The sequence below is a fragment of the Paraburkholderia sp. ZP32-5 genome (assembly GCF_021390495.1).
Classification (GTDB): domain Bacteria; phylum Pseudomonadota; class Gammaproteobacteria; order Burkholderiales; family Burkholderiaceae; genus Paraburkholderia.
This window is the reverse complement of record NZ_JAJEJP010000002.1, coordinates 953,452-980,152: the sequence shown is the minus strand read 5'-3', so window position 1 is coordinate 980,152 and position 26,701 is coordinate 953,452. Positions and strand designations below refer to the sequence as shown.

General features: G+C 63.4%; 13 protein-coding genes. 3 read left to right on the top strand and 10 right to left on the bottom strand.

The window, feature by feature from the left end; all coding sequences use genetic code 11:
- Positions 1–2 precede the first annotated feature (2 nt).
- The 6 genes from L0U82_RS23130 to gspG form a co-directional block, all read right to left on the bottom strand.
- Entirely contained in the window at positions 3–551 is a 549-nt protein-coding gene (locus L0U82_RS23130; RefSeq protein WP_233834859.1) for an RNA polymerase sigma factor, read from the bottom strand.
- A gap of 2 nt (positions 552–553) precedes the next feature.
- Positions 554–1,264 (bottom strand): secretin and TonB N-terminal domain-containing protein, encoded by a 711-nt coding sequence (locus L0U82_RS23125; protein WP_326489756.1) that lies wholly within the window; start codon positions 1,262–1,264, stop codon positions 554–556.
- A 222-nt stretch (positions 1,265–1,486) separates the two neighbouring features.
- Positions 1,487–1,993, bottom strand: coding sequence for a type II secretion system protein GspM (gene gspM, locus L0U82_RS23120; RefSeq protein WP_233834855.1), 507 nt, complete (start codon positions 1,991–1,993; stop codon positions 1,487–1,489).
- On the bottom strand, positions 1,957–3,387 hold the full coding sequence (gene gspL, locus L0U82_RS23115) for a type II secretion system protein GspL (protein ID WP_233834853.1): 1,431 nt from the start codon (positions 3,385–3,387) through the stop codon (positions 1,957–1,959). The genes gspM and gspL overlap by 37 nt, the downstream gene beginning before the upstream one ends.
- Positions 3,388–3,410: 23 nt before the next feature.
- A complete protein-coding gene (locus L0U82_RS23110) occupies positions 3,411–3,947 on the bottom strand; it encodes a GspH/FimT family pseudopilin (RefSeq protein WP_442793653.1) in 537 nt (178 codons plus the stop codon).
- A complete protein-coding gene (gspG, locus tag L0U82_RS23105) occupies positions 3,922–4,305 on the bottom strand; it encodes a type II secretion system major pseudopilin GspG (RefSeq protein ID WP_233837462.1) in 384 nt (127 codons plus the stop codon). Before gspG ends, L0U82_RS23110 begins: the two co-directional genes overlap by 26 nt.
- A 287-nt stretch (positions 4,306–4,592) precedes the next feature.
- On the opposite strand from gspG, the gene L0U82_RS23100 reads away from it, so the two are divergent.
- Positions 4,593–5,024: a type II secretion system protein N gene (locus L0U82_RS23100; RefSeq protein WP_233834834.1), complete on the top strand. Its 432-nt coding sequence runs from the start codon at positions 4,593–4,595 to the stop codon at positions 5,022–5,024.
- Positions 5,025–5,108: 84 nt separating this feature from the next.
- Here L0U82_RS23100 and gspF read toward each other — a convergent pair whose 3' ends face one another.
- Genes gspF through gspD form a run of 3 tightly spaced genes read right to left on the bottom strand, consistent with a single transcriptional unit; the run spans position 5,109 to position 10,295 of the window.
- Positions 5,109–6,326 carry a type II secretion system inner membrane protein GspF gene (gene gspF / locus L0U82_RS23095; protein ID WP_233834832.1) on the bottom strand — a complete coding sequence of 406 codons (1,218 nt, stop codon included), beginning with the start codon at positions 6,324–6,326 and terminating at the stop codon, positions 5,109–5,111.
- A 1-nt stretch (position 6,327) separates the two neighbouring features.
- Positions 6,328–7,830 (bottom strand): type II secretion system ATPase GspE, encoded by a 1,503-nt coding sequence (gene gspE, locus L0U82_RS23090; protein ID WP_233837461.1) that lies wholly within the window; start codon positions 7,828–7,830, stop codon positions 6,328–6,330.
- Positions 7,831–7,850: 20 nt separating this feature from the next.
- Positions 7,851–10,295: a type II secretion system secretin GspD gene (gspD, locus tag L0U82_RS23085; RefSeq protein WP_233834830.1), complete on the bottom strand. Its 2,445-nt coding sequence runs from the start codon at positions 10,293–10,295 to the stop codon at positions 7,851–7,853.
- A gap of 810 nt (positions 10,296–11,105) precedes the next feature.
- On the opposite strand from gspD, the gene L0U82_RS23080 reads away from it, so the two are divergent.
- Both L0U82_RS23080 and L0U82_RS23075 read left to right on the top strand, forming a co-directional pair.
- A complete protein-coding gene (locus tag L0U82_RS23080) occupies positions 11,106–12,428 on the top strand; it encodes a substrate-binding domain-containing protein (protein ID WP_233834828.1) in 1,323 nt (440 codons plus the stop codon).
- 143 nt (positions 12,429–12,571) lie between these two features.
- Entirely contained in the window at positions 12,572–13,894 is a 1,323-nt protein-coding gene (locus L0U82_RS23075) for a substrate-binding domain-containing protein (protein ID WP_267929671.1), read from the top strand.
- A 115-nt stretch (positions 13,895–14,009) separates the two neighbouring features.
- On the opposite strand, the gene L0U82_RS23070 is transcribed toward L0U82_RS23075, so the two are convergent.
- Complete coding sequence (locus tag L0U82_RS23070; protein WP_233834827.1) at positions 14,010–26,609, bottom strand: filamentous haemagglutinin family protein; 12,600 nt, start codon at positions 26,607–26,609, stop codon at positions 14,010–14,012.
- Positions 26,610–26,701: the final 92 nt, after the last annotated feature.

The window sequence follows — 26,701 nt, the reverse complement described above, 5'->3', positions numbered from 1 at the left end:
ACTCAAAATTTTCGTGGCCCGTTTCGCGAATCAGCGTAACCATCGCCCTCTTCCTGCATCCGCTGAAGGCAATATTTAAGCGCCGCACTCAGTTCGCTTTCCACCAGACGCAGTGAAATTCCGAACCGCTCGGCGATTTCCCGGTTGAGAAGACCGTCGACGCGCGCGGCAATCAGAATGTCCCGGCGGCGTGCTGGCAAACCGCGCAAAACTTCCTTCAGCGCATCGATCTTCCGACGTGCGGCTACGACACGCTCCGGATCAGAAAGTTCGTCGGGTACTTCGAGCAGCATGTCGAGATCATCGTCATGCGCGTGCCGCCGATCATGCCGATGCTGATCGATCGCCACGTTGTTGGCCATGCGAAGTATATAGGCATCGGCATTCGCAATCGGCGTCGAGACATTCGCGTTGCCGATCCGCATCCACGTTTCGTGCAGTGCGTCGCTCGCGCCGTCCTTCGAACCGACAACCCGCTCGAGCCGCCTCACCAGATAGGTGTAGCGCGAGACGAGAATTTCCCTCAGGTGCGTCCGGTTGATTTCCGACACGGCTAGCCCTGCCCGCCAGGTTGGGGGCACTGGATATGTACGCCATTGCCCGTGGGACGCAACAGAATCGTCACGGGCTCGGGCAGATCACCGGGCGGCGCGTCGAGCTTCAACGAACGCAGCGCGCGCATGATCATCGCGTCGCGCGATGCCATGCCGCTTGAAGCCACCATGCTGGCCGCCACCACAGTCCCCTTGTCATCAATTCGTATTTGCGCGGCCAGACGATAGCCGCCCGGCACTGTTAAAGGCTGCTCGCACAGCGACTGCGTCAGGCGCGCCTGCAGCATGCCGGCATAAGCGAGGCTGCCCGCATCGTCACCGATTCCGTCGATAGGCCACGCGGCTTGCGCCGCGGACGCCGCCGCGGGCGGTGCCGGTGCCACCGCCTCTGGCCGGGCCACGATGATGGCCTCGTCCGTGCCCATGAATTCCGCTTGCAACCCCGTCCCTTCCATCACCAGATCGAGCGCCTCGCGCGGCGAATAATCCCCACTCACCGCCGAGCTGGTGCGCCCGGCCAGCAACGGCGCGGGTGCCACCACCGCCAGCTCCGAGATACGCCCGAACGCCTGCAGCGCGAGTTCGAGCGATTCCGCGGGCAAATCGAAGTGAAGCCGGAGTTCCTGCTGAAGAGCGCCATCGTCCGTTTGCTGCGCCCGCACGGCCCTGACGGACAAGCCGCCAAGTGCAACGCACAGGACCAGCGCCAATACACCCTCCGCGGCCCGTGAACGTGGCATGAACGAATGACCAGGGGTGAGGAGCAATCTTGGCAACCGCACCCGCGAGAACTCCCGTAAAAGAGACAAAGCATCTTAAGAAGCGAATATGACGGCTGGGTGACTACCGTCATACCAATGACGTTCGGGAGGTTGCGAGGGGGTCGGGGAAGGACGTTGTAGCGACTATTTGGGAAATTTGCGATTGCGCGCTTACTGCGACTGTTCGAGCGTCGCCGACACCGTCGCCACGCCGGGCTTCGCCGCCGCGCTCGCATGCGCGTTCACGACCCGCACGTGGTCGTCGCGTCGCACCGTGTCGAGCCACGTCATCCATACGCCGAACGGCGCGTCTTTCGCATCGATCTGAATCCCACGGCCGACCACGCTGAGCTGTGCATGCTCGATGCCGGCCTGCGCGAGCGACGCGGCCAGCGCCTCGCGCAACGCCGTCCCCGCCGGCGCCCGCACCGCGGCAGCCGCCCGCAGCCGGCGCGCCTCCTCCAGCTGCAACTGCGCGTCGGCGATGCCCTGTTCGAGCGCGGGCAGACGCGCGGCAATCCGCTCGCGTCCGTCGAATGCCGGCGCCCACAGCACGCTATAGACGAGCGCCGCAAACATCACGCCGCCACCGCCGGCGAGCAGCCAGCGCTCGCGCGGCGCGCGCTCGTCGAACCATGTCTTCAATGCGAGCCGGGCGGTGCCGAGCCGATAGTCCATTTGCCGTTGTCCTCGTGTACGGTCAGGCCCAGCGCCTGCAACCGATGCCGCAGCGCGCCGCCATCCATCGTCGTGCCGGGCTTGAAGCTGACGTCCAGCGCGCCGTCGCTGTAGTCGAGCACGGCGATCGCATCGGACGGCACCGGCGCCAGCGCGCGCGACAGCCCCGCCGCGAGCACCAGGTAGTCGTCCGGCCGCAGTTCGCCCGCGGCGCCGCGCAGCCGCGCGAGGCCCGACTGCATCTGGCTGCGCGGGTCCAGGATCACCGCCGTGCCGGGCAACGCCGCCTTGACGATGCCCTCCCACTGCGCGTTCAGCGCAGCCTCGCGATGACGCAACTGGAACCACTGCACGTTCACCACGCCGATCGATACCGCCACCGCTGCGGCGGCGAGCCCGATCGCCCATCGCCATGCCCGCAGACCGCCGGCGCCCGACTGCGCGCGGCTGCGATTCGCGAATTCGAACTGGCAAAGATCGAGCGGGCAGGCATTCGCGTGCGCGGCCAGCTCCGTCCAGCTCATCGGCCGTGCGCCGGCCGGTACGGCATCGCGCGCCGGCTGCGCGAGCACGCTGATACGCAGCGGCTCACGCCGCGCCAGTTCGGCCAGCGTCGCTTCGACCAGCCGGCGTGGCGTCACGATCGCGAAGCCGGTCGCGTGCTGGCGCACCGCGAGTTCGTAGGTTGGGTCCGGTTCTGCTGTTGCGTGTTCATCGAAGCGGAGGCCGACGCTCGCCTTCGCATTGTCGAGCCCGCGATGTGGCAGAACCAGCACGCTGGTGATGCGTGGCTGGGCCGCTGCGGGTAACGACGTGTCCTCGACCGTCACAGCGGTCTCTTCGGCAAGCGGCGTATTCGCGTTGGGTTCGTCGGTCTTCAGCGCGGGCTCGGTTCGATCATCGGCTGCGCTCGCCTTATCGCCCGCCTCATCGTCCAGCGGCACGCACAGAATCAACGGCACCGCGCGCACGCGTCGATAGCCCGCTTCGGCGAACCAGTCGAGCAATGCGGCGAAGCGGGCACGGTCGATCACGGCCACCGCTCGGCGCCCTTCCTGAGCGGAAGCCGGCCCGACCGCGATATGGCCGCGCTGCGGATCGTCGATCAGAAATTCTTCGACCGCATGCGGCAGCAGACGCCGCAGCTTCACGCCATCGACCGGCGGCAGACTGACCTCCAGCAACAGCGTGTCCCGTGCCGACAGCACCAGCACGAGCTTCGCCGCGCGCGGCAAGTGTTCGAGCGGCGCCTCGCCGGTCTCGATGCCGCCGTTGCGATCCGCCGCGCCGTATCTCAGCGGCATCGTCATCCACGCGTGCGGATCGAATTGCTCGATCGACGGCAGCAGGACCGTCAGCGACGTCACCGCCGCTTTTTGTCCCTCCTGTCGCATTCGCGTCGCAGGCTCGTAGGCGTTCATGGCCGTTTCACGACGAAGTTGCCGATACCGGTGCCGACGACCTGCAGCCGCACACCACCCGAGACCAGCGTGATCCTGACGGGCACATCGATGCTTTCGTCGCCGAATACCACGCGCTTCGCCTCCTTGTCGCTGCCCTGGTAACGGATCGATACGTCGGTCACGTCCACCGCCCACTGATGCGCACGAAAAACGTCGCCGCCAAGCGGTGTCCACGCGCCGTTATCGGCCTGCTGATAAAACCGGTAGCCGCCGTCGACCGGTTGCCATGCGATCGGCACCGAACGCACTTCGGCTTCGTCGCCGGCCGACTCCAGCAGCGACGCAAGCCGCTGCGCCTCCTCGGACAGATCGGTGCGGCGGTTACGTGCCGGCGCGAGCGACACGACCGCCACCAGCAGACCGACGATCAGCATCACGACCATCATTTCGAGCAGCGTAAAGCCGGCCTGCCGCCGGCCATGACTCGGCGGCGGTGCTGCCGCGCGTGCGGCGCGGAGCACGCGCTTACTGCCAGGAACCGATGTCCGCATCGTTCGCCTCCCCGCCGGCCTTGCCGTCCGCTCCGAAGCTGAAGATGTCGATGTCGCCATGCGTGCCCGGGCTCAGATACTGATACGGATTGCCCCATGGATCGACCGGCAGCCGTTCGAGATAACCGCCGTCCTTCCAGTTGTTCGGCACCGGGTCCGTGGCGGGCTTTTCGACGAGCGCGCGCAGGCCCTGGTCCTGGGTCGGATAGCGGCCGTTGTCGAGGCGGTACAGGTTCATCGCCTGCATGATCGAGCCGATGTCCTGTTTGGCCGCGACCCGGCGTGCTTCATCCGGACGGCTCATGATCTTCGGCACGATCAGCGCGGCGAGAATACCGAGGATCGCGATCACGACCATGATCTCGATCAGCGTGAAGCCGCGCTGGCCGTCGCGTTTGCCGTACCGCTTGCTGTCTCGTTTGCCGCTTTGCGCCTCTGCGTTGCGCCGCGCTATGTAGCGGGGCTGGGCGGGATTCATAAACGTCGTCATCATGCGTTCACCCTCGCGTCAAAAAATGTCAGCACGTTGTGTTGCTTTTGTCGTTCGGCTCGTTCGTTTCGATCGTCTCGGTCTTCTGTTCAGCGGACGGTCCACATATCGACGGCAGCCGTTTCAGCTCATGTCTCAACTCAAGGACACCCACCATGCTTCGCAGCCTCTCGACCCGGATTGCCCCCGTTCCCGCTCTTGCGACGGTGGCCGCCGCCGCGCTGCTCGCCGCCGCGTTGTGGTCGGCCCGTTCGCTGAGCGCCCCGCAACCTTCCGCCGCCGTTGCCACCGCACCGCGCGCGCCGCTCGATGGCGCGGCCGGCGCGAACCTCTTTGGCGCCAGCCCCGAGAGCGCGCAAAACAACGCGGTCCAACTGCTCGGCATCCTGTCCTTCGATCCGCGTCATGCCGCGGCAATCGTCAGCGTCGGCGGCGATGCCGCGCGTGTCATTCACGTCGGCGGCACGTTCAACAACGACATGACGCTCGCTGAAATCCATCCGAAGTCGATCGTCGTCGAACGCCACGGCCTGCGCCGCGAAATCGCGCTGCCAGCCGCTCAGAACCCGAACGCCTATGTGCGCTGACGCGCGCGCTGCACGATGTGCTACTTAACGCGCTACTTGAAGCGCTAACTGATTCGCCAACTTATTCGCCACCTGCCGCGCCGCTCACTGCACCATGTTGTTCAGGTCGATGATCGGCATCATCACCGCCAGCACGATCACCAGCACGATGCCGCCCATCGCCAGAATCAGCAGCGGTTCGAGCAGACTGGTCAGGAACATCGTGCGCCGTTCGAGTTCGCGCGACTCGCCTTCGGAGGCGCGGTCGAGCATCGTCGTCACGTCGCCGGTTGCTTCGCCCGAGCGGATCAGATGCACGAGCACCGGCGGAAAGGTCTTCGTATTGCCGAGCGCGCGCGACAGCGCCGAGCCTTCGCGCACCCGCACGATCGCGTCCTCCACCTTGCCGAGCATCGCGCGATTGCTGAGCGTTTCGCCCGCCGCCTGCAGCGCGCGCAGAATCGGCACGCCGGCGGCCGTCAGAATGCCGAGCGTGCTCGCGAAACGCACGGTGTTGTAGCCGCGTACGAGCCGGCCGGCTAGCGGCGTGGTGAGTATCCAGGTATCGAAGGCGAGACGCGGTCCGGGCTGTTTCAGCACCGAGCGCACCAGATAGACCAGCGCACCGATTGCGATCAACGTCGCCCACCACCAGTGACGCACGTAGTCCGACAGCGCAAGCATCATCACGGTCAGAAACGGCAGTTGCTGCTTGGTGCTCGTGAACACGTTCGCGACCTGCGGCACCACATAGCTCAACAGGAACGTGACGATGCCGAGCGCGATGAACGTGACGACGATCGGATACGTGAACGCCAGCACGATCTTCTGCCTGAGCCCGTTGCTCTGTTCGATATAGTCGGCGAGCCGCGACAACACGAGACCGAGCTTGCCGGTATGCTCGCCGGCCGCGACGAGCGCGCGATAGATGTCCGGAAAATCTCGCGGATGCTGCGCAAGCGCATTCGCGAACGAATGGCCGCCGACCACCTCGCCGCGAATCGACGCGGTCAACTCGCGCACATAGTCGCGCTCGGCCTGCTCGCTGAGCACCGACAGCGTCTCGTCGAGCGGCAGCCCCGCAATCAGCAGACTCGCAAGCTGCCGCGTCAGAATGGCCTGCTCGCGCTGCGACAGCTTGCGGCCCAGCGCGAGCCGCTGGCTGCGCTCGCCATTCAGGCGCGACGCCGCCAGTTCCACCACCATCGGCGTAAGCCCTTGCGCGCGCAACTGGCCACGCCCGGCGCGGGCACTGTCCGCTTCGAGCACGCCACGCAGGGTCTTGCCTGCAGGATCAATCGCTTCGTACCGGAATGCCGACATATCAATGTCCTCCTGTTACGCGCAACACCTCTTCGAGCGACGTGAGGCCCGTCGCGAGCCACCGTTCAGCGTCGTCATGCAACGTGCGCATGCCGTTCGCACATCCTGTCGCGAGGATTTCCGCATCGGCGGCATTGCGGTGGATCAGCGCGCGGATTGCATCGTCGACGATCAGCAGTTCGTAGACACCGCGACGTCCTGCATAACCGGAATGACCGCAGCGATCGCAGCCGACCGGATGCCAGCGCTTGCGGCCGTCTTCCTCGGTACGTTCTTCCTTGCAGTGCGGACACAGACGCCGCACCAGCCGCTGCGCGAGCACGCCAAGCAACGATGACGCGAGCAGATACGGCTCGACACCCATATCGGTCAGACGCGTAACTGCCGAGGCCGCATCGTTCGTGTGCAGCGTTGCGAGCACCAGGTGACCGGTCAGCGAGGCCTGCACCGCGATCTGCGCGGTTTCGAGGTCGCGGATTTCGCCGATCATGATCACGTCCGGGTCCTGACGCAGAATCGAGCGCAGTGCGCGCGCGAAGGTCATGCCGATCCGCTCGTTGACCTGGGTCTGGCCGATGCCCGACAGGTCGTATTCGATCGGATCTTCGACCGTCATGATGTTGGTGGTCGCCGTTTCGAGCCGCGACATCGACGCATACAGCGTGGTGGTTTTACCGGAACCGGTCGGGCCTGTGACGAGCACAATGCCGTGCGGCTTGCCGATCAGCTTGTCGAATTTGCCGAGCGTGTCGGCGCCCATGCCGAGTGCTTCGAGATTCAAACGCGCGGCGTCCTTTTCAAGCAGACGCAGCACCGCGCGCTCGCCGTGACCGGTCGGCAGTGTCGACACCCGCACGTCGACCGGACGGCCGCCGACGCGCAGCGTGATACGACCATCCTGCGGCAGACGTTTCTCCGCGATATCGAGCTGCGCCATGATCTTGATCCGCGAGATCAGCGCGCCATGCAGTGCTTTTTTCGGCCGCACGACATCACGCAACGTGCCGTCGACACGAAAGCGAACGACCGACGCATTCTCGAACGGCTCGATATGGATATCCGACGCCTGCTCGCGCGCCGCTTGTGTGAGCAGCGCGTTGATCATGCGGATGATCGGCGCATCGTCTTCCGATTCGAGCAGATCCTCGACCTCGGGGATGTCCTGCATCAGACGCGACAGATCGACTTCACCTTCCACTTCGCCGACCACCTGCGCCGCGCTGCCATCCTGGCGCGCGTACGCGGTGTTGATCGCCTGCGCGAGTTCGTCGGCGGGTTTGCACACCAGCGCGAACGGGCCCAGATGACGCGCGACTTCCGCGATCGAACTCGCCGGCGTGCGCTCGCTGATCCAGACCGATGGCAGGCCTGTCTGTCCTATCTGTTCGGTGCTCTGCTCGTCGACGATCAGGATCTGTCCGTTGCGTGCGAATGCATACGGCAGCCGCAAATCCGGTGTGCTGCGCGACACCGGTGCTGAATGCTGCGGTTCGACGGCCGGCATCGCGATGGCGACGTCCGCGTTCATGGCTGCGTCCTGATCGGATTGGATGAAGGTACGGTCGCCGGTTCGGCTGATGAGCTGCCGGAAGGCTGCGGCACCGGCATCGATGAAGCCGCGGCATTGCCACCCGTTGCGGACATCGAACCGGCCGGCGGCACCGTGCCCTCGGGCACCGCGGAGACCGACCCGGTAATCGAGCCCGTCGCGGCCCCCGCAGCCGGCTCGCGCCGCATCCGTTGCAGGTCGAACACGCCGCTTGCCGGCGCAACGCCATCTGCCGGCCCAGGCGCGCGCGGCGGCAGCACCGGCACATCCTTGTCGCGCACGATGCGGTTATCGGTCTTGCCATCGTGCATCTGTTGCTGCAGTTCGTCGTAGCGGTTCTCCGACAGGCTCGCGGCCGTCTCGCCGTCATGCAGGACGACCGGGCGCAGAAACACCATCACATTGGTTTTGGTGCGGTTCTTGTTCTCCGCGCGGAACAGCGAGCCGATCCACGGAATATCGCCAAGCAGCGGCACCTTGTTGTTGCCGTCGGAATAGTTGTCCTGAATCAGCCCGCCGAGCACCAGAATTTCGCCATCGTCGGTGAGCACGGTCGACTGGACCGAGCGCTTGGTGATCGTCACGCCGCCCGGATTATTGATCGACGTGGGATCGACGGACGAGTCTTCCGAATAGATCTGCAGCTTGATCACACCGCCCTTCACAATTTGCGGCTTGACGTGCAACACGATGCCGACATCCTCGCGATCGAACGTGTTGAACGCACTGACGCCGGTGTTCGACACCGCGGACGCCGTCGAATACGAACCGGTCTGCACCGGCACGTTCGAACCGACGACGATGCGCGCCTCCGCGTTATCGAGCGTGATCAGATTCGGCGACGACAGGATGGTCGCGTTGGTGGTGGTTGCGAGCGCCTGCACCAACGCGCCGAGCCCGAAGATATTGCCGAACTTATGCAGCAGACCGATATTGATGCCGTTGTTCAGCAGTGTTGTCGCGGTCGTCGACGCGAGAGTCTGGCCAAGATTCTGGCCCTGCGCGGTGAGATCGACGATGCTCTGGCTCGTCGATGTGCCGAAGTTCGTGCTGCCGTACAGCGCGTTATTGCCGCCGTTCGACTGCAACGCGCCCTGCCATTGCACGCCGAGATTGGCGGCGGACGTCGCGCTCATTTCGACGATCATCGCTTCCAGATAGACCTGCTCGCGCCGCACGTCGAGCCGGTCGATCACATTGCGCAGGTTCTGGTAGACCGGTTCGGGCGCGGTGATGACGAGCGAGTTCGTCGCCGGATCGGGCTGGATCATGCCGCTCTCGGCGTTGTCGCCACCACTCGCGCTGCCGATCAATCCGCCCTTCGATCCCGCCGCGCCGCCGCTCGCGCTCCCACCATACGAACTGTCGGCGCCGCCAGGCAGCGGCGGCTCACCGGGTGTTCCCGTCGACGAGTTGGTGCCCGTGCCGCTGCTGCTGCCAGTACCACTGCCGCTGCCGCTCTTCGAGCCGTTGCCGTCCTCGAAACTTTTAAACGAGGACTTGTCGCTGGAGCTGGACGTATCGGTCGCGAGTCCCAGCATGCCGCGCAGTACTTTCGCGAGATCGGTCGCATCGGCGTATTGCAGACGCACGACGTGCATGTTGCCCGGCACGCGCGTCGGCGCGTCGAGTTGCGCGATGATGGCGCGCGCATCGGCGACGCGGCCGGGATCGGTGGCGCGCAGCAATAGCGTGTTGAGTCGCGGGTCCGGCGTGACCGAGACCTTCAACGTCGAATCGGTATTGCCGACGCCGCTCGGGTCCAGCATCTTCTGCACGATCGGCGCGAGGTCGATCGCGCTTTCGTGATTGAGCGGCACGATCGCGAAGTTGCGCGATGCGCTGCCGTCGACGCCGGCGATGATGTCCGCGATGCGACGCACGTTGTCCGCGTAGTCGGTCACGATCAGCGTGTTGTCGTTCGCGTAGGCGGCGATCGCATTGTTCGGACTGACGAGCGGCTTCAGCACCGGCAGCAGATTGGTGGCCGATTCGTTTCGGAGCCGGAACACCTGCGTGATCACATGATCGCCGCGCGCAACCGGCGCGTTGCCGACATAGGTCGGCACGCCCTGCAGCTTCGCGTCGGCTTCGGGCAGCACCTTCAGAATGCCGTGATCGCGCACGAGCGCGAAGCCCTGCATGCGCAGCGCCGCCTCGAGCGTTTTCAGCGCACGCTCCTTGCTCACCGAGTTATCCGACGTGAGGTTCAGCTGCCCCTTCACACGCGGATCGACGATGATCGTCGTGTCCGTCGCGGTGCCGATCGCTTTCGCGACCTCGCTGATGTCGGCATTCGAGAAACTGAGATTGACCTGCGCGCCGGCGATCTGCGTGACGGTGAGTGCAGTGGCAAATGCCATGCAACGGGCCACGCAACGAACGACAGGCAGGGAGTGCGAAAGACGAGTACGTGTCATAGACCTGATTGCGATGCCGGGACAACGGGCACGCTATGACGAACACACGCTGCTGCGCATCGATGGTCCATAACACACCCCGTAAGGTCACGTATGTTGTTGGGTCACCGGCACTTCGAAGCAGCGGGCCGGACGAATTCGCCCGGCAAAGACTAAGCAATGAAGTGGCTCAGAATTGTGACGGATGTTGGGCTACCTTTTTGTGCTTATTTTTATGAAAGGTCTAATGCTTTATTCATTGGACATAGTTGAAACATGGATCGCATCGGATATTCGTGATTGCGTCACAATTAATTTAATTGTGGTTTTCGTTATTTCGAAAATTTGATTATTTGAAGTTTTCGTGGCGAGTGTTACGGACATTTTTGTGCGTGCAAAATAGTCCGTAACATTCGACATGAAAATGCCGTTTTGAGGAGTTAACGGATTGACTTATGACGGCGGCGTGTCGGCGGTGCGCCGGCGTGATAATGCCGCACAGCCTTGCCAGATAAGCGTCTTGCGCAATGGTCGTTGGCCCCATGCTCTCTGTTTCGCGACCGTCTTTCTCCCAATGCCCCTTTATGTGGCAACCGTCCTTTCCCATATAACGGACAGAGCTATGCTAATTACAAAAAATGCCATTAATTTCAACATGCATCCGAATTGAAATATGCTTATCAAATCTTCCAAAAAGTTACGGACCATTTGCTATAAAAATTTCACGAGTTATTTCCAGATTTTGCTCTAAAGTGATTTGGCGCCCGGCACTACCCTTCCGCTGGGCGCGAAAGCAGGTTTCCCTTTTTATCTTCGTCCTAAGGAATTCTCGTGAAATCCAACCAACGCAAGATTTGCCAGGCCCTAGCTCTCCTTATCTCCGCCATGGGCGCATCGGCCGCGATGGCCGGCCCGCTCGTTCAAGGTGGCGGCTCGTCGCTCGTCGCTCCGACGATCGGCCTGACGGCCAGCACGCTGAATGAAATCGGCCTGTTCGGCACCACCGAAGCAACGCTCACGTATTACTCGGTTGGCTCGGGCGCAGGCCAGACCGCGTTCCTGAACAACCTGCCGGCATCGTTCGGCGCTGGCGTCACCGGCACAGTCGACTTCGCCAACAGCGATGCTGCACTGACGACCGCTCAGATCACCGGCTACACGCGTACCGCCACGGACGGCCCGCTGATCCAGATTCCGTACATCGTTACGCCGATCACGATTTCGCTCGCGAATGGCCCGGCCGTCACCAGCACGACGACGCCGCAAACGAATCCGAACCAGTCGCATAGTATTGCGCTGAATGACGCGGATCTGTGCGGCATCTTCTCCGGCAACTTCACCAACTGGAACCAGGTCACGAACCCTGAAACCGGCGCGAAGTACGCGGCGAGCACGATCACGGTCGTCTACCGCACCGACGCCAGCGGCACGAACGAACTGCTGACCCGCCACCTGGCCAACGTTTGCCCCAACGTAACTCCCACCACGACGAAAACGGGCGTGACGTTCGTTGATTCGCTGGCGCTCGGCGATTCGTTCCCGGGTCACACTGTCCCGACGAGCTTCGTCGGCGTTAGCAACAGCGCCGGTGTACGTAATGCGCTGCTGGCGGCAATCTCGACGTCGTCGGGCGCACCGGCGCTCGTCGCCTACCTGAGCCCGGACTACACGAACACGTTCCTCGCACCGAAGAGCACGGTCGTGACGACGACCGGCGCGGTCCAACTGTCGGTCGCAAGCTTGCAGAACTCGGCCGCCACGGGCGCCCCGATCGTCGCGCCGACGGCCGCGAACGCTAGCGCCGCGGTCGCCACCATGACGTTGCCGACGAATCCGGCTGACCAGACGCAATGGGTCCCGACGTCCGGCTCCGCCTATACGGCGCTCGCCAATCCGACCGCCGGTTATCCGATTTCGGGTACGAGCCAGATCATCCTGAGCCAGTGCTATAAGGATGCGACCGTTGGTCAGGCAATGCACGACTTCCTGAACGATCACTTCACCAGCGCCTCGTTCATCTCGGTCGTTCAAGGCAATGGCTTCAATACGCTCCCGTCGGCCTTCACCACCGCGGTCGTCAGCGACTTCCTCGTGGGCACCAAAGCCAACCTGAACATCAACAATTCGACGATTTGCAGCGGCAAGGGCCGCTAATACCTCGATACGCTGAAGTCAGCTGGTAGTGCCGGCGGCGCACCCCGAGATGCGGTGGGGTGCGCCGCTTTTTTCATTTGACGGCCAGTACAACCCAGTTGGCTGGCGTACATATCTCCTTTTCATCTTCGTCAAGAAATTAAATGCTCATAAAATCCAGCAAACTCAAGATCTGTCAGGCCTTGACTGTCGTCATCGCGAGCATGGGCGCATCGGCCGCGATGGCCGGCCCGCTCGTTCAAGGCGGCGGTTCGTCGCTCGTCGGTCCGCTAATCGACGGGTTCGGAGCCGCCACCACGTCAAATGAAATCGGCATCTTCGGCACCAGCGAAGCAACGCTCACGTATTACTCGGTCGATTCGGGCGCAGGCCAGACCGCGTTCCTGAACAACCTGCCGGCATCGTTCGGCGCTGGCGTCACCGGCACGGTCGACTTCGCCAACAGCGATGCCGCACTGACGACCGCTCAGATCACCGGCTACACGCGTACCGCCACGGACGGTCCGCTGATCCAGATTCCGTACCTCATTACGCCGGTCACGATTTCGCTCGCGAATGGCCCGACCGTCACCAGCACGACGACGCCGCAAACGAATCCGAACCAGTTGCATAGCATTGCGCTGAATGACGCGGACCTGTGCGGCATCTTCTCCGGCAACTTCACCAACTGGAACCAGGTCACGAACCCCGAAACGGGCGCAACGTATGGGTTGAACTCGGCAATCACGGTGGTCTACCGTGCCGACGCCAGTGGCACGAACGAACTGCTGACCCGCCACCTGGCCGCCGTATGCCCGTTGTTAGCTGCCAACACGACGAAGGCGGGCGTGACGTTCGTTGATTCGCTGGCGCTCGGGGATTCGTTCCCGGGTAAAACCGTCCCGACGAGCTTCGTCGGCGTTAGCAACAGCGCCGGTGTACGTCATGCGCTGACTTCAGCAACGACGGCGCTGGTCGCCTACCTGGGCCCGGACTACACGAACACGTTCCTCGCACCGAAGAGCGCGGTGGTGACGTCGAGCGGCGCGGTCCAACTGTCGGTCGCAAGCTTGCAGAACTCGGCCGCCTCAGGCGCCCCGATCGTCGCGCCGACGGCTGCGAACGCGAGCGCCGCAGTCAGCGGCGGCATGATCTTGACATCGAATCCGGCTGACCAGACGCAATGGGGCCCGACGTCCGGCTCCGCCTATACGGCGCTCGCCAATCCGACCGCCGGCTATCCGATTTCAGGTACGAGCCAGATAATCCTGAGCCAGTGCTATAGGGATGCGACCGTCGGTCAAGCGATGTACGACTTCCTGAACGATCACTACACCGATGCCTCGTTCATCTCGCTCGCGCAAGGCTATGGCTTCGCTACGCTCCCGACAGTCTTCACGACCCACATCGTCGACGTTTTCGTCGTGGGCAACAAAGCCCACCTGAACATCAACAATTCGACGGTTTGCGGCGGCAAGGGTCGCTAATATTTCGAGACGCTGAAATCAGTTTGTAGTGTCGGCGGCGCACCCGAGACATCACCGGGCGCGCCGCTTTTTCATCCGCGGTTCATCGAGCTCCTATTGCCCGCCGGCAGCGCAATCACATTCTGCCCAACCGCTCGCGCTCATCGGCATCAAGCGCGGATCGCTGTGCCGGCCCGACCGAACCAAAGCCCAGAATCGAAACAGCACTGGAACTGTCATAACCCACTCGCTCCACGCCGCGTTTCTTCTTCGGATCGCCATCGCTTCCGGCATCTCCAAAGCCCTCCACCTGCACGGAAATCACCCATCGGCGCGGCCCGACACCGGATGCATTGTTCTTGACGATGTCCTGCGCCATCTGGCTCGCAGCCGATGCCGCCGAACTCGCGGCGGTCAACGCGCCGGTGTTGACCGCCTGCACCACCGGAATGCCCGTCGCCTTGCCCGTCACCTGAATGTTGTCCGCGTTGAGCACCTGCAGCGCGGCGACGTTCAGGTTGCCGGCACGAATACCCGCATCGCCTGCGTCGACGGTCCCTCGTGGGGCGATCAGATTGATCGTACCCAGCGGCACGCCTGGGATGCTCTGCAGCGTCGCAATGCCGGCACCAGTTACTTCACCGCGTGCATCGACCGTGCAGTAATGGTTCGGATCGCACACGTACTGCGGCGCCGGTGTGTCCGCCGACGTCTTCGCCCCCTTGCCCGCGTTGATGTCGCCGTTCGAGCTCCAGATCGTCATGTCGCCGCCCTGCTCCGTAAAGATCCGGCTTTGGGCAAGGAGCACGCTCTGGTCCGTGAAAATATCGATGTCGCCTTTCTCGAGCGTCAGGATACCCATCGTGCCGGGACCCGCAACCACGTTGCCGTCGCTGTCGACGATCGCCGGCGGTGCGGTCGTGCTGCCGACCAGCGCCTGTCCACCCGGCCCGAGGATCGACACGTTACCGCCCTGCTGCGTCTGGATCGTCGTGCTGCGGATATCGAGATTCCCCGTACTCGCGAGCTGATTTGCGCCGTTGGTGCCCCCGTCCAGATTGTTCGCCGTGTAGCCGAACGAGGCCGGGAACAGCGTGTTGATCGCCTGATAACCGCGTGCATACTGCTGAAAATACGGGCTGGCGGCGTTGTTATAGTCCTCGCCGACCTGAGTCAGCACGTTGAACAGCACCTGTTCGGCGAAGAGTTGCCGGACATACGAGGGTAAGGCCTGAAACTGCGTCCACGCTTGCGCGGCAGTGAGGGTGCCCACTTTGTTCCGGGCAGCGGTTTGATCGGACTGAAGGCCCGTATCAACACCCAGCCCCGCGTCGTATTGCTCCATAAAAGCAATCAGCGCAGGCGTCGTACTGGGAACGCCCGTCACCGCGCTACCTGGCGCGATATAGTCAGACTCGAAGGTTGCGAGGTCGATCCCCGGCCCGACGCCGAACAGCACATTGATATTTGCGCTTTCGTGCGGCAGGTTCGGATTGTTGCTATTCCCGACCGCATCGATACCGGTCAGGACATTGGTGGACGTCCCGGTCACGTGAGCGTCGAATAGCTGCTGCTGGCTGGTGAGCGGGCCGATGTTGCGCCCCGCTTCGACGTCGAACGTACCGGGACCGCCCAGCGTCAGAACAGGGGCGGCCCCGCCCCCGGTGTTCGGCACCGGTGTGTCATAAATGTCGCGCCCGGCCAGGATCCGCGTAACGTCCGAACTGCTGAGATTCTGCCCATTGAACGCGAGATTGACGATGTCCTGACCCGCCTGGATCAGCGCCGGTTTGTCGATCGATACGGTGACCAGGTTGTTGTAGAAGCCTGAACTCGCAAGCGTTCCGTCCACGATACTGCCGTTCGCACTATAGATTCGTGCGGGCTCCGTATCGTCTCCATGCAATGCGCTCGTGTCGTGCGTACGCGGATTCGCGAGAGGTTGCGCCGGCGACGGCATTTGCGATGGATCCGCGTCGGACATGCCGAACTCGTTACTCGTCGAATTACCCTCGCCGGTATCGAAGGTGTTGCCGATCGTATTGGTAACCGACGCGTTCGTCAGCGTGCCGGCGAGATTGGAAAGGTTGATGGACTGCTCGGCAACGAGGTTCAATTGGCCGACCGCCGACGGGTATAACGTCCCCCCCGACTCCACGTTGATTCCGCCATTAAATGCGATCAGGTCAAGACTCGCGGGCAACGTTCCACTGGCATTGGTGAGCAAGCCAGCGAGCGAGCCGAACGTAACATCGCCTGTCGTCGAGAGGATGCTTACGCTGGAGGTCGCCGAATAGCCCTGACTGTCTATCGTCTGCCCGGTTCCGGTAACGGCACCGCTCGAGTACGAGGGATTCAGTACCGCACCAATATCGACTCCCTGCCGGGCAGTGACATCGAGTACTCCGTCCTGCAGCGCGAGTATCGTCGCTGCCGGAACCAACCCGCCACCGACAATTTTGGACACCGCTTCCAAGTCCGATCCGATCAGACCGCCCGCGGTAATCGTTCCGGTGCCCTTCGCGACGAAGTAGTCGCCGCTGAGAATGTCGCCGCCCGCATGAACGGTCAGGTTTCCGCCGCCGACCGTATTGACGGTTTGACTACCCGTACTGGAACTCGTCAGATACCAGGTCGTGGGCAGCGATACCGCGAGATCCGAGACATTGCCGCCGGCCGACACCGATACGTTTCCGCCGACGCTCATCACACCCTGGTCGAATGCGCCGAAATCAATTGACGTACTTGTAAGCGGCGACGAAGGATTGGCGGCGATCTCCATCCACGGCGCCCAGAACTGGCCGGGAGTTCCGACGAGCCCACCCGACGAATCGGTCGTGAGCGTGTATTCGATTCCCTGGATATCGCCCTGCGCATGCAGCGTGATGTCGCCCCCCGAGTCCGGATTCACGGTCGGCGATACAAGCGTGTCCGCACCGTTCTGCCCTCTGACGATCGTCGCGGCATTCCCGAGTGCAGGCGCATTCGCCGATGGCGCGCCCGCAGTGTAGATCACGCCCGGCGCAACGGTATCGAGAAGAGCGATATCGTTTCCTGCCGCGACGTCGATGAAGCCCGTGCCGGTTCGAATCATCGTCGGCGTGAGCAGCGTCTGGCCGTTGGGATCGACGTAGGCCGTGTGTCCATCGAGCGTCACACTCCCGACGCAGGTGCCGTTCTGGACAATCGACGCTGCCTGCAAGCTCAGCGGATCGGCACTGCCGTTGTCCGCTCCCGCGATTACCCGCCAGGACGTACTTGATCCGCCGATCAGGGAAGCCGCCGACAACGGCAGCGGATTCGTTGCGACGGCGGTCGGTGACGGCGTATTGTCTACCGGCGTTGGCAACGAAATACTCGACCCATTGATCGGCGCGATGTTTACTGCCATGGCCGGCGCTTGCGGCGGAAGTGCAGACGGTCTTGACGGGCCTTGATTCGCCAGATTCTGTATATAGGCGGCGTACTGGTTGAGATACACGAAATATTGCTGCGCATAGCCGGCGAGATCCGCCCCCGATGTGCCCGGAGCCGATGGCGCCGGAGGCCTACTATTTACCGTTGCGGTCGCACGCTGATACCAGAAGTATTGCAGGTAGCTGAAATTGGACGGCATATTGAACGCGGCGGCTTCGCTGCCCGGCAACGTCTGATCGAGGAAGTGCGCATACGCCGTATACAACGCGTAATACTCTTCCATCGTCTGTGGATCGGTCCCGCTAAGGGCGGCGAATTCCGGTATGAGCCCCTGCGATGCATAGTACGCAAGCCCGGACCCGGATGTTCCCTTGCCGGGATAGGAACCACCCGCCGCGTTGAATGCATATTCGGCCGCGGAATAGAGTCCGTACTGCTCAAAAGACGGTACGGTGATGCTCGCTCCGCCCGCAACCGGATTGGCGATCTGGAAAAACCCGTCCGTCAGGCTGGCCTTGACCTGCACGTTGTTTTCGGCGCGGAACGTGATGATCGGCGCCCGGCCGTTGAAGCGGAACGCGAGATCGGTCGGCGACGTGCCCGCGCCGAGATTCCAGTTCGTCAGAATCTCGATATTGCCGTTATTGATCGCCGACGACGGATTGTCCAGTTCGATCCCCGGCGCGATGTGCGCATTCGCGATACCCGTTCCAGCGAACGGGTTGTTCACCGTATTGAGTCCGTTCTCGACAAAGCCCATCAGCGTGCCCGGCGCCTTCGTTGGGTCGCCATCCGTATAACCATAGAACGTCTGATGGTCAGGGTTCGCGTTGGTCGGCGCGAAGTAGTCGTTCTGCAGCAAATTCGTGAGGTCCGTCGCGATCTGTGCCGCCGTCGCGCCGGGGTCGCTCGACAGGCTCGCTGGCGTATCGCCACTCGCCGGGGTGTACGTAATCGTCGTGCTGCCGTCCTGGCTCGTGAACGTGCCGCCGAGAAGATTGCCGTTGCTGTCGTACCAGCCCGCCGGATCGACGATGCCGTCGAAATGCTGCGCGCCGCTCGTCGCGTCCGTCGTGCTCCATACCGCGTACGCTTCGAGCGTGGTCGCGCGCGAGCCTACGATGCCACGGCCCGTATTGAAACCACTACCCGGCAGTTGTACGTCGACCGTGCCATCGGAAAGCAGCGGCGCGCGGAAGTTGACCGTGCCGCCTGACAAACCACCCGCCGTACCACCCGACACGTCGATCAGCGCATCGGCGCCCACCAGGATCCGGCCTGAATTCGCGGGATCGATGTTCTCGTAGCCGTAGGCCGTGTTGTACGGGTTCGCCTCATTCGGATCGAACGTGCCGCTTGTGCCGATATTGACCGTGCCGCCGCGCTGGTTCGCATCCGAGCCGCGAGCGAGCAGCGTGCCTTCAACGTCGACGCCGCTGCGGCCATACAGGTCGATCTCACCGCCGGCCGTGCCCGACGCGTCGATCGTACCGAGTACGTTCACGTTGCCGTTGGCCGTATCCGACGCGTTGCCTGCGCCGCCGTCGGCGATCAGCGAAACCGTCTGCGCGGTCAATGTATTGCCCGCGGACAGCGTCAGGTTGCCCGTCCTTGAATGGATCACCACCGCCTGGTTCACGCCACTCGCCGCGAGCGTGTTCGTCAGACTGTCCAGGTCCGCCGCGCCGCCGATGTCGAGCGAGAACGAACCGCCCGCATAGCCGCTGGCCGCGCCGCCCTTGATCGTGCCATCGAGATTCACGACCTGCTGCGGTGCCGATAGCACCATCGCGCCGGCTGCGCCGCCACCGCTCGCACCGGAGAAATCGAGCGTCGAACCCGATTGCACGTTCACCGTGCCAGCATCCGCTGTCAGCGTGATCGTGCCCGCGGGCGCGTACTCGGTCACATCGAAGAACTGCTTCGACACGCCCGCGGCGCTCACTAACGAGCCGGCGCCGATGGTCAAGTCGCCGGTGGTTGCTTCCAGGCTCGCATTGCCCGCCGGAGCGGAGATTGTCGCGCCGTTGTCGTTCAGCGTGCCGCCGATAAAGCTGATCGCGCCGCCGACCGGTGTGTCGTTCAGCGCCGTGCCTGCTGCGCTGTTGAGCGTCAGCAGACCCGAGGTCTTCACGGTCGCATTCGACCCGGTATCCGCGACATACACCGGTGCATTAAGCGTGACCGGCAGCGCGCCGAAGTCGAACGTACCTGTGTTCTGACCGACGATGCCGCCGGTCGCATTCATCGTTGCCGCGCCGAAGCCGCTCACGTTCTTGTCGCCGGTGCCGAAGTCGATCTCCTTCGCGTTGACCGTCAGCGTGCCGCTACCGGTGGTCGCGGTGCTTTGCGGCGCGCCGGCTTCGTTCGTGAATGCGATCTGCTGCGCGTTGAGCGTGACGTTGCCGCCGTCGCTCACGAAAGTGCCCGCGCTGAGATCCACGCTGCTGCCGAACGTCACGTCAACGTCGCCGACGAAGTTGATCGCACCGTAGCTGCGCAGCGTCACCTGCTGCGCGTTCGCGAACTGGGCGAGGCTCGCGGAATCGAGCACGAAGCCCGGCAGGCTGGCCGCCGCACTGCCGCTCTCATTCGTAAAGGTAATGGCCGAGCCGTCGGCGGTAATGGCCTGTGCCGACAGTACGGCCGTCGGGTCCACCGTCAGATTGCCGGACGAATCGAGCAGCAGCGACTGACCGCCCGACAGCGTCGCGCCCGCGCCGACGGTCAGCAGCCCCGTCCCCGTGTTGCCGGTGCGGGACAGCGGCGCGGTCGTGCCGTCCGATACGCGCAGCAACGCGCCGTCGCCGGTGATCGCGATCGGCACGTCCTTCGCTGCCGGATAGACGCTCGTTGCCGTGATCACTGCGCCCGCGTCGACGCGCAGACCATTGGCCGCGTCGGGATCGGTGCCGGACGAATCGGTCTTCGTCACCAGCATGATTTCTGGGCCCGTGAGCGCGCTATTGCTGTCGTTCGAGACGACGACACTATTTGCGATCGGTGTGATCGTGATGCCGCTGGCCGTCGCCGTGCGCGTGCCGCCGATCAGCAGACTGCCGGCATCGAGCGAATCGAGTGCGTCCGCGCTGATTTGCAGATAACCCGGCAGCACGACGCTGCCGTTGCCAGTGATCTGGATATCTTGCGACGCGATATCCACTTCGGCCGGCGCACCGCCCTGCGCGGCCGCTGTATTCAGCGTCGCGCCGAGCGTCAATGCCTGCGTCGCTGCCAGCACCAGTTGGCCGCCGTCCGTCGGCAGCGGCGGCGTCACGTTACCTTTGCTTGCCGCCAGCGCGGTAAAGAAGCTGTTCGCGCCCGTCAGGTTGTATTGCGAATACTGCTGCCACACAGCGTTCGACTGCACATCAAACAGCGTCGGTGTCGCGTCACGGCTGCCCGTCAGCGCATTGCCGAAGTACCCCGACGTCACTACGGTGCCGTCAGGCAAGACCTGGCTGGCACCTGGCGCCGCGCTGCCACCAATACCCGAGACCGTCACCCGGAATGCGCCGGGCAGCGTCGCATATTTGCCGGGCAGCAGCGTGTAGTAGCCAGGCGCGAGCCCAGGGACGCCCGACAGATACACCGATTGTCCGATCGCGCTGCCCATGCCTGCCTGACCGACACCGAGCAAACTCGTCGTCGTGGATGGGCCGCTACGCGTGGCCGCCGGCTGTACTGTCTGCGCGAATATCGGATCGTAGGCGGCCACCGGCGACTGCATGCCCGGAATGATCGCGTACACGTTGCCGCCGTTGGCATTGACCGGTACAGCGACGCCGCTCGAACTATTCGCATAGCTCACGCTGTATTGCGACAGCACATCGCGTGTGCCGCCCGTGCCGGCCACCCATTCCTCGGCCTGCAGGTTGCCGCCACCAGACAGGTCGATCACTGCCCCGCTGTTCAGCGCGACATTGCCGCCGTTCGCGCCGATGTACTTCGCGGGCGGTGCTGTCAGATCGGGCGCTGGGATGCCCGCGACGGGGTTGAACTGCCATTCGACACCGTCGACGGTCGTGCCGTATGGAATGACCGTGTCGCCATTCGATACTGAGGTCAAACTGCCGCTCGCGAACGCGACCGAATTCGTCGCGACCAGCGGCAGGTTGCCGAACTGCTGCTGCGTCGCGCTGTCGTTCGGATCGCCCACGCCGAACACGAGCGAACCCGACGGTGCGCGGACCGTGCCGCCCTGCACGATGTTGGTCGCGTCGACGAGCAGGGTGCCTCCCGCGGACAACGGCGTGGACGACGCACCGTTTGCCTCGAAGGTAATCGTCGTTGGCGCGGGTTGGCCGGTGGACGGGTCCGTCGGTCCGACCGCGTCGAGAACGAAGCTCGTACCCGTCGACGGATACAGGTCCGCTGCCTTGAACGTCAGGTTGCCAGGGGTGTAAAGCAAGCCCAGCGCCATTTGATTGTCGGCCGGGTTCGTCGAGGTCAGGCGAATGTCGCCGCTGCTCGTGAAGTTGGCTTGCCCGAAATTGTTCAACTGGAACTGGTTCACCAGATCGATGAACGACGCGTTGACGTTAAGTGTCGCGTCAGAAGCGGCGGCAACCGTGCCCAGGTTGGTCGCGCCATTGCTCTGGGCGCCTCCTGTCAGCTCGACATAGGGCGCGCTGATGTTCACCGTCGAGCCGATCGAAGTCGACGTAGCGGAATTGGCCTCGTCGTTCAGCAATGAACTGATCGTCGGAATCACGTAATCGCCCGACGCATTCATAACGCTGTGCGTCAGCTGATCGAGCTGATCGGCGTTGAGCGCCACTAACTGGTTCGTAATAATCTGCACCGCGCCGGGCACCGCAATGTTCACGTCGCCCGCAAAAGCAACCGGCACATTCGCCGCCTCGCCCGAGTCGCCTCCCAGCACCAGAGTTGAGATACCGGATCCAGTGAGGCGGTCGGCGGCAAACTGCAGCACGTATGTGGGGCTGGACGTCAGATTGCCGTTTCCATCCGTCACAGGCGCGCCAACGAGCGCAGTAATATCCTGACCGGGCGCAAGTCCGGCTGGGACCAGATTACCGCTTTGCTGCACGACGATGGCAGTCGCCCCAATGCCGCTGCCAACGAGCTGTTCCGGCAGGATTGTCAGCGTGCCCCCCACCGCCTGCGGCGCGCCGGGTTGGGCGCGCAACGTGCCGTCGAATAGCAGGCCGTTGGCCGCGCCGAGCGTAATGGAGCCGGCATTGCTCCACACCGGCTGCGACGCATAGGTCCCATTCGCCTGCAACTGGTCGAAATTCGCGGATGCACCCGATACATTGATTTGCGAGCCGGTTTGTGCGACGACATAGCCGCTGTCGCTCGATATCGTGACGGAGCCGCCCGCGAGCACCTTACCGGTGTCCGGTATCAACGTGGTCAGTCCGCTTTTCACCGGCGATGCAAGCGGATCGGTCAGCGCCACGCCTGCGACATCGAGTACCGCGTCGGCGCCAAGCCACACGGATTTGCTCGTGCTGAAATAATCAGCTGCGGCTACTCCATTACCTGCCGCCCCGGGCGGCGCATTATAAAGTTCCGTGTCGCTAAATTGACCGCTTTGAAGATAAGGTCCAGATTGATCGGCGCTCAAGGTGATCGAACCACCCGGTGCGATCAGCGAGCCCAACACCGTGACCTGTACCGGTGAGCCGAGTCCGATACTGGCTCCCGCATCGGCTATGACCGATGCGCCCTGCCCGATCGTTACTGCCCCCGTTACCGTGGCGGGAATCTCGAAGGGTGTGCCATTACCCTGGAACGTCGCTGCCCAGGCAACCCCATCACCCGCCGTCATCACGAGCCCGGTCGGCTGGCGATGGTATGCGTCGAGCGTGCCCACCGTCGTCAGACCGCCGGCGCTCAGGTTCGCGCCGCTGGCGGCCAGTTGTAGCGCGGTGGCGTCCGGGATCAGGTTTTGCTGCGTGAGCCGCACCGTCGTGTCGGGCGCTACGTCCGCGTCGTAATGCGCGTTCAGCACGTACTCGCCGAAGCCCTGCTGCTCGAAAAAATCGGCGGGCAGCGTGACATCCCATACCGGCGCAGCCGAAGGATCTCCGCCGATCTGGAAGCCCGGTGCGGCGAGCGTCAGCGTGCCGCCCCCCGAGAACCCGAGGCTCCTGATCTCGCCGTTCATCGTGAGATACGGATCGGTCGGAATCTGCGCGAGGTAACTGACGTTATCGGCGATCAGCGAAACGCTGCCGCCCTTGCCCTCCGGAATGCCGTTACTCATCAGCAACTGGCCGTTGGCCTGCATCTCGCCGCCGCCCGATACGTCCAGCACGCTGCCTGCCTGCAGGTCGAGATGGCTACCTGCCGTCAGGCTGATGCTGCCGCCGTTGATGTACTGGCTGTTACCCGGCGTCGAGTCTGGCGCCGCTTGCGTATCGTTGTTCACCCATTGACCGGCGGCGTCGATCCGGCCGGTCGACGTCACGGTAAGATCGGCACCACTCGATATGGTCACCTTGCCCGACGGAATGACGATCTGACCGGCCACCGTGGCGTTGCCAGAAAAGCCACCATTCAGCGTAACCGAGCCTCCCGGCTGCAGTGCAAGCGTGGTGCCCTCGGTCAAGGCAAAGCCGTTGCCGTGGCCCTTGTCGCTCGTAACATTGAGGTTCGCGAATCCGCCGTTATTAAGCGTATCGACAGGTACCACGATCGTCGCCAGCACGTTGTTGGGATCAGTGGCGGGCAACGCGCCGAGGGCTGTCGTGTCGAGCGGAGTATCGATCGAGAACCCGGAAGGAGAGCCCGACGCCAGATCGTCCAGATTCGGCGCGCTGTTCTGCAGGATCACCTGGCTCAGTTCTCCGGTGGTGTCACCTCCCTGGCCGTTCATGGTCAGGTTCACGAGGGATCCCGCGCTAGCCGAATTCGGATCGGCGCCAAGATTGAATGTGCCACCAACTGGCAACGCGTTGCCCTGCGTCTGTTTCGAGCCGCCGAACGCCTGAGCGGTGACATCGCCGTCGAGAACCAGCGTCTGGGTCGCGTAGAGATTGAGCGTGCCCGCATTACCGCCGACAATGAAATCTGGTTCGTAAACGCCGCCCGTCAGTAGCGGGTTATACCAGTCATTCGTCACGCCCCAGCGCGGATGGCTCTCGACAAATTCGCCGGCAATCCCGACATAAGTGTCGAAAGGGCTCGCCTGGCCGATCGGCACGATCACGCCATTCGCATCGACGAGCCGGGTCGTATTCACGATGCCGCCGTCGTAGTGCACGTAGCCGCCGTTGAGGTTCATCGACGAACCCGCCGCGGTCATCACCTCGTTGCCGGACAGCGTGATCGTGCCGCCATTGGTCAGCAACTGGTCGATCGTGCGCGGCATGTCGTTCACATAGCCGCTCAGATTCAGGAGCGGACTGCCCACCCACTGCACACCGTCGCTGCGCGTACCGGAAAGCGTGCTGTCCACCACGACGTTCTTCAAGCCATTCAGGAAGCTGTTCCGCAGCAGCGGCGAGTCGGCCAGTTCGTTCTGCCCGATCAGGGGGATGGTGAGCAGGATGTCGGAGATCGGCAGTTCGACGTTGGCGAGTCCCGATACGTCGATCGTGGCGCCGTCGTCGAGCAGGATGCGCCCCGGCACCGCAGTATCGCCCGCAGGTGTGGTGTAGCGCACGCCTGTCGTCAAGGGCGTCAGCGCCGTCACCGTCACGCCCGAGCCCGGCGCCTCGATCAGCGAGCCGCCCTGAAACCACACCGATCCGCCCGTCATCTGAATGCTGCCCGGCGTGAAGGTCGTGCCCGGCGTCGAGGTTGCGGTCTGCCCATCCGTGTCCGGAAGTACCGTCGTGACCGAATCGGGACCGAAGCTCAGCAGACCGGCACGGTGCGTATCCAGCCCGCCGCCGTTTGCGGTATCGAGGACCTGCGCCGCACCGGAGTAAGCCTGGCCTAGCGGATTGTTCGACTGGTATTCGTCGACAGTTGAAATTGTGATCGTGCCGGGCGTATTGACGCTCGTCGTCACGCCCACCACACCGTTCTGCTCAACGCTGCTGCCCAGCAGGTTCACGTTGCCACGCGCCGCCTGCACGATGCCGGTGTTGTTCAGCGTGCCCGCCGGCGTGATGTCGAACGTCGAGCCGTTCTGCGATGTCACGACCTCACCGCTCAGCTCCGGCAACAGCACCTGTGGATTCTTGGCGCTCTGCGCATTCGGCGTGACGCTCACGCCGACACCAGCCGCCAGCACGACCTGTCCGTCGGTCGCGCTGATACTGCCGGCATTCGTGACATTCGGCGCGGCCACCATCACGAAGCCGCCGTCGCTGACCGTGCCGTTAACGTGTGTCGTGATCGACGCGCCCTGTTCGATCGTAATGTCGCCCGGCGCCTGGTACGGCCCCGTCGTCGTCGCAATGTTGCCGAGACCCAGTATCTCGTTCGGCGTAATGCCGCTTCCGTTTACCGTGCTTGAATTGCCCGACTCAGGAAAGGCCAGCCCCCCTGTCGTCCCCGCCGGCAGACTCAAAAACTCCTGGTTACTCGCAACGATACCCGCGGCGCTCGGCATCGCCTCGTTCCTCATATCCAGCAGATTCAACGACGACGCCACCAGCGAATGCACATTGATCTGCGACCCCGCGCCGAACAGAATCCCGTTGCGGTTGATCACATACACCGCGCCCTGCGCGGTAATACTGCCGAGAATCTGGCTCGGCAGGCCGGACGGGTCCATGATCCGGTTCAGCACCGCCCAGTTGTTCGCACCGTTCGTCTGGGTGCCGCCGGACTGATCGAAATTCAATGTGGTCTGGCGCCCGACGTTCATCGTCTGCCAGGTCAGCACCGCATTCTGGCCGGTCTGCTGGATATCGACGTTCACGTGCCCGTTGGCGTCCACGGTTTGCGTCGGCGCGTTCGCGTTGTACCAGAGCAGCGAGCTGTTGGTATCCGCCGTCACGCCAGGCGCGACCTGCAGACCGCCCGGCGTGAGACCGTTCGGCACATTCGAGCCAGTCGCCGCGGCCGCCGCGGCGGCGTTTTGCTGAGCGGCGATCTGCGCGGCAATCGTCTGCGCGGCGTGGCCGAGGTTCCGGATCGACGGCTGGCTCGCCTGCAGCGCCTGCTGCGGCGTCATGCCGAGATTCGGCATGGCCCCGCCGCCAACGCCGCCGACACCGCCCGCCACAGTACGCGTCGTCTGACCGAGGTTCACAAGTCCGCCCGCATGCGCATGCATCGACATCCCCGCCGCCAGCATCACGGCAATCGCGCGGCACAGCGGACGCACATCCGAACTGAGGCTATATCGCGAGAAATTGTTCTGTTGTTGTGCGTAACGTGCTCGCGCTGCCATGTTTCTACCCCGAAGCAAGATAAGAAGTTGACGGCCTGCGCGTCGCGCGCAAGAGGGTTGCGCGACGCGAAGGTCAATGCCACTGGCTACGT